The organism is Streptomyces sp. NPDC056160 (assembly GCF_042268205.1).
GTDB lineage: Bacteria > Actinomycetota > Actinomycetes > Streptomycetales > Streptomycetaceae > Streptomyces.
Genome location: NZ_JBHJUW010000271.1, coordinates 1 through 4,821 on the forward strand (window position 1 = coordinate 1; position 4,821 = coordinate 4,821).

A 4,821-nucleotide genomic window follows, 5' to 3' on the forward strand; every position below is an offset into this window, starting at 1 on the left:
GTGCCGGGGCCGCCGCCCCGGCACCCCGCTCAGGATCACCGCACCCCGCGCGGCAGCGTCCCGCTCAGCCGCCGGAGGCCGCCGCGCACTCCGCGCACGTGCCGAAGATCTCCACCGTGTGGGCGATGTTGACGAAGCCGTGCTCCACCGCGATCGCCTCCGCCCACTTCTCCACGGCGGGCCCCTCCACCTCGACCGCCTTGCCGCAGACGCGGCAGACCAGGTGGTGGTGGTGCTCGCCGGTCGAGCAGCGGCGGTAGACGGACTCGCCGTCGGAGGTGCGCAGCACGTCGACCTCGCCGGCGTCGGCGAGGTTCTGCAGGGTGCGGTAGACGGTGGTCAGGCCCACCGAGTCGCCCTTGTGCTTGAGCATGTCGTGCAGTTCCTGCGCGCTGCGGAACTCGTCGACCTCGTCGAGGGCTGCCGCGACGGCGGCGCGCTGCCGGGTGGCGCGGCCCTTCACGGGCTGTCCTGCGGTCGTCACCGGATGCCTCCTCACGTCTGCGCCTGCCGGGGCCATTGTGCCAGCCCCGGCAGGACCCGGTCAGACGCCGATCGGGTCCGCGGCGTCCCGGGCGCCGGGAATCGCGCACTCCGCGGGGTCGCCCGCGGCCCGTGCCGCGGCGAGCGTCCGGGCGCGGCGCCGGGCCAGGGGCGTGGCGAGCGCGGTGAGGGCGATGAACGCGGCGATGGTCAGCAGGACGATCGTCGCACCGGGGGGCACGTCCTGGTAGTACGAGGTGACCGTGCCGCCGATCGTCACGCTCACGCCGATGGCGACGGCGACGGCGAAGGTCGCGGCGAAGCTGCGGGTGAGCTGCTGGGCGGCGGCCACCGGGACCACCATGAGCGCGGAGACGAGCAGCAGCCCGACCACGCGCATCGCGACCGTCACCGTCACCGCCGCCGTGACGGCCGTCAGCAGGTTCAGGGCGCGCACCGGCAGGCCGGTCACACGGGCGAACTCCTCGTCCTGGCTGACCGCGAACAACTGGCGGCGCAGTCCCAGCGTGACCAGCACGACGAAGGCCGCCAGCAGGCAGATCGCCACGACGTCGGACTGCGAGACCGTCGAGAGCGAGCCGAAGAGGTACGACGTCAGGTTGGCGTTGGAGCCGCCGGGGGCGAGGTTGATGAACATGACACCGCCCGCCATGCCGCCGTAGAAGAGCATCGCCAGGGCGATGTCGCCGCGGGTGCGGCCGTACCAGCGGATCAGCTCCATGAGGACCGCGCCGAGCACGGAGACCGCCGTCGCCATCCACACGGGGGAGGCGGACAGCAGGAAGCCGAGGCCGACGCCGGTCATCGCCACGTGGCCGATGCCGTCGCCCATGAGCGCCTGGCGGCGCTGGACGAGGTAGATCCCGACGGCGGGCGCGGTGATGCCGACCAGCACGGCGGCCAGCAGCGCGCGCTGCATGAAGGCGTAGTTCAGGAAGTCCATCAGCTCAGCAGTCCCGTGCGGATCGGCGCGGCGCCGGCACCGGCGTCGTGGGGGTGGACGTGGTCGTGGCCGGGCAGGGCGTGCTGGCCCACCGCTTTCGGGGGCGGCCCGTCGTGCAGGACGCAGCCGTCGCGCAGGACGACCGCCCGGTCGATCAGCGGCTCCAGCGGGCCCAGCTCGTGCAGCACCAGCAGCACCGTCGTACCGGCGGCGACCTGCTCCTCGAGCGTCCGCGCCAGCACCTCCTGGCTGGCCAGGTCGACGCCCGCCATCGGCTCGTCCATGATCAGCAGTTCGGGGGCGGCGGCGAGCGCGCGGGCGATCAGCACGCGCTGGTGCTGGCCGCCGGAGAGGGCGTCGGCCGGGTCCTTGGCGCGGTCCGCCATGCCGACCAGGTCCAGGGCGCGGCGCACGGCCGCGCGGTCGGCCGCGCGGAAGACGCCGAAGCGGGTGCGGGAGAGCCGCCCGGAGGAGACGATCTCGGTGACGGTCGCCGGGACGCCGCCCGCGGCGGTGGTGCGCTGCGGCACGTAGCCGACGCGCGCCCAGTCGCCAAAGCGGCGCCGCGGGGTGCCGAACAGCTCGATCTCGCCGCCGCTGACCGGCACCTGGCCGATGAGGCTGCGTACGGCCGTCGACTTGCCGGAACCGTTGGCGCCTAGCAGCGCGACCACCTCCCCGCGGTGCACGGTGAGGTCGATGCCGCGCAGCACGGGGCGGGCGCCGAGGTCGGCGCGCACCTGGCGCATGGCTATGACGGGTTCGCCCATGGTCTGCTCCGCGGTGTCGGTCACTTGGCGCCCAGGGCCTGCTGGAGCGCCTTGAGGTTGGCCTCCTGGACCGAGAAGTAGTCGGTGCCCCGGGACTTCTCCGTGATGCCTTCGAGCGGGTCGAGGACGTCGGTCCTCAGGCCCGCGTCGGCGGCGATGGTCCGGGCGGTCTTGTCGCTGACGAGCGTCTCGTAGAAGACGGTGGTGACGTGGTCGGCCTTCGCCATCTTCTCCAGGTCCCTGACCCGGGCGGCGCTGGGCTCGGACTCCGGGTCGAGGCCGTTGATGGCCTCCTCGGTCAGGCCGTAGCGCTCGGCGAGGTAGCCGAAGGCGGCGTGGGTGGTGAGGAAGACCTTCGAGGTGGTGTGCGCGAGGCCGTTCTTGAAGCGGGTGTCCAGCTGGTTCAGCTGTCCGACCAGGGCGGCGGTGTTCTTGCGGTAGTCCGCCGCGTGGTCCGGGTCGCCCTTCTCCAGGGCCTTGCCGACGCCCTGGGCGACCTGTGCGTAGCGGACCGGGTCGAGCCAGATGTGCGGGTCCTTGCCGCCGGACTCCTCGCCCTGGTGGGTGTCGTGCGCGGCGGCGTGGCCGCCGACCTCGTTGCCGTGCTCCTCCAGCGTGGTGAGGGAGGCGGCGTCGACCTTGGTCCTCACCCCGGACTGGGCCACGGCCTCGTCGACGGAGGGCTGGAGTCCCTTGAGGTAGAGGACGGCGTCGGACTCCTGGAGCTGGGCGGTCTGCTTGGCGCTGATCTCCAGGTCGTGCGGCTCCTGGCCGGGCTGCGTGAGGCTGGTGACGTGGACGTGGTCACCGCCGATGCGCTCGGCGAGGAAGGCCATCGGATAGAACGACGCGACGACGTCGTACTTCCCGCTCCCGCTGCCGCCGGCCGCGTCGGCTGAGGAGCAGGCGGTCAGGGCTCCGAGGCCGAGGGCGCAGGCCGCGGCGAGAGCGGTCCCGGATATGAGGTGTCGTCGTGCGTTCATGAAAGTCATTTTCAACAAAAATGGGAACCGTTGTCAACAATCGCTTGTCGGAGGCCCCGCGCGGCCCGCGGCGGCCCGCCCAGCGACACCGATTTGATTGAGGGGGAGCCCCCGCCGGTACCCTGAAGCATTCGCTCTGAAGCGTCTCGCTTCGTCGCCCGTCGTCGTAATGAAGAGAGCACCGTGGCCGCCGACAAGATCGACACCATCGTCAGCCTGAGCAAGCGCCGTGGCTTCGTATTCCCCTGCAGTGAGATCTACGGCGGCCAGCGCGCCGCCTGGGACTACGGGCCGTTGGGCGTCGAGCTGAAGGAGAACCTCAAGCGCCAGTGGTGGCGCTACATGGTGACGTCGCGCGAGGACGTGGTCGGTATCGACTCGTCCGTGATCCTGGCCACCGAGGTCTGGGTCGCCTCCGGCCACGTCGCCACCTTCACGGACCCGCTGACCGAGTGCACCGCGTGTCACAAGCGGTTCCGCGCGGACCACCTGGAGGAGGCCTACGAGGCCAAGCACAACCGCCTCCCGGAGAACGGCCTGGCCGACGTCAACTGCCCCAACTGCGGCAACAAGGGCCAGTTCACCGAGCCCAAGCAGTTCTCCGGCCTGCTCTCCACCCACCTCGGCCCCACCCAGGACACCGGCTCCGTCGCCTACCTGCGTCCCGAGACGGCCCAGGGCATCTTCACCAACTTCGCCCAGGTGCAGACCACCTCGCGCCGCAAGCCGCCGTTCGGCATCGCCCAGATGGGCAAGTCGTTCCGCAACGAGATCACGCCGGGCAACTTCATCTTCCGCACCCGCGAGTTCGAGCAGATGGAGATGGAGTTCTTCGTCAAGCCGGGCGAGGACGAGAAGTGGCACGAGTACTGGATGGAGCAGCGCTGGAACTGGTACACCGGCCTGGGCCTGCGTGAAGAGAACATGCGCTGGTACGAGCACCCCAAGGAGAAGCTCTCCCACTACTCCAAGCGCACCGCCGACATCGAGTACCGCTTCCAGTTCGGCGGCAACGAGTGGGGCGAGCTGGAGGGCGTCGCCAACCGCACCGACTACGACCTCGGCGCCCACGCCAAGGCCTCCGGCCAGGACCTCGCCTACTACGACCAGGAGGCCGGCGAGCGCTGGACGCCTTACGTCATCGAGCCCGCGGCCGGTGTCGGCCGCGCGATGCTGGCGTTCCTCCTCGACGCCTACGTCGAGGACGAGGCGCCCAACGCCAAGGGCAAGATGGAGAAGCGCACGGTGCTGCGCCTGGACCACCGCCTCGCCCCGGTGAAGGCGGCGGTGCTCCCGCTCTCCCGCAACCCGGAGCTGTCCCCCAAGGCCAAGGGCCTGGCCCAGGCGCTGCGCCAGAACTGGAACATCGAGTTCGACGACGCCGGCGCCATCGGCCGCCGCTACCGCCGCCAGGACGAGATCGGCACGCCGTTCTGCGTGACGGTCGACTTCGACACCCTGGACGACAACGCGGTCACCGTCCGCGAGCGCGACTCCATGAAGCAGGAGCGCGTCTCCCTGGACCAGATCGAGGGCTACCTGGCCGCCCGCCTGATCGGCTGCTGACCCGCCCCGCCCGCTGAACGCCGTACGGCCGCCGTATCATCCGGCGGCCGTACGG

5 protein-coding genes are annotated in these 4,821 nt (G+C 71.2%); 1 reads left to right on the forward strand and 4 read right to left on the reverse strand.

Features of this window, described 5'->3' with window-relative positions; all coding sequences use genetic code 11:
* Positions 1–64: 64 nt before the first annotated feature.
* The 4 genes from ACFC02_RS41635 to ACFC02_RS41650 are packed head-to-tail and all read right to left on the reverse strand — an operon-like array spanning position 65 to position 3,200.
* Positions 65–484 (reverse strand): transcriptional repressor, encoded by a 420-nt coding sequence (locus tag ACFC02_RS41635; RefSeq protein WP_360969083.1) that lies wholly within the window; start codon positions 482–484, stop codon positions 65–67.
* A 60-nt stretch (positions 485–544) separates the two neighbouring features.
* Positions 545–1,447 carry a metal ABC transporter permease gene (locus ACFC02_RS41640; RefSeq protein ID WP_360969080.1) on the reverse strand — a complete coding sequence of 301 codons (903 nt, stop codon included), beginning with the start codon at positions 1,445–1,447 and terminating at the stop codon, positions 545–547.
* Entirely contained in the window at positions 1,447–2,217 is a 771-nt protein-coding gene (locus ACFC02_RS41645; RefSeq protein ID WP_376368090.1) for a metal ABC transporter ATP-binding protein, read from the reverse strand. The genes ACFC02_RS41640 and ACFC02_RS41645 overlap by 1 nt, the downstream gene beginning before the upstream one ends.
* A gap of 20 nt (positions 2,218–2,237) precedes the next feature.
* Positions 2,238–3,200, reverse strand: a complete 963-nt coding sequence (locus tag ACFC02_RS41650; protein ID WP_376368086.1) for a metal ABC transporter substrate-binding protein — start codon at positions 3,198–3,200, stop codon at positions 2,238–2,240.
* Between the two features lie 183 nt (positions 3,201–3,383).
* On the opposite strand from ACFC02_RS41650, the gene ACFC02_RS41655 reads away from it, so the two are divergent.
* Complete coding sequence (locus tag ACFC02_RS41655; RefSeq protein WP_376368088.1) at positions 3,384–4,766, forward strand: glycine--tRNA ligase; 1,383 nt, start codon at positions 3,384–3,386, stop codon at positions 4,764–4,766.
* Positions 4,767–4,821: the final 55 nt, after the last annotated feature.

Excerpts from the sequence above, each read along its gene's own strand:
- ACFC02_RS41640 (WP_360969080.1), bottom strand. The coding sequence starts at position 1,447 with ATGGACTTCCTGAACTACGCCTTCATGCAGCGCGCGCTGCTGGCCGCC.
- ACFC02_RS41645 (WP_376368090.1), bottom strand. The coding sequence starts at position 2,217 with ATGGGCGAACCCGTCATAGCCATGCGCCAGGTGCGCGCCGACCTCGGC.
- ACFC02_RS41650 (WP_376368086.1), bottom strand. The coding sequence starts at position 3,200 with ATGAACGCACGACGACACCTCATATCCGGGACCGCTCTCGCCGCGGCC.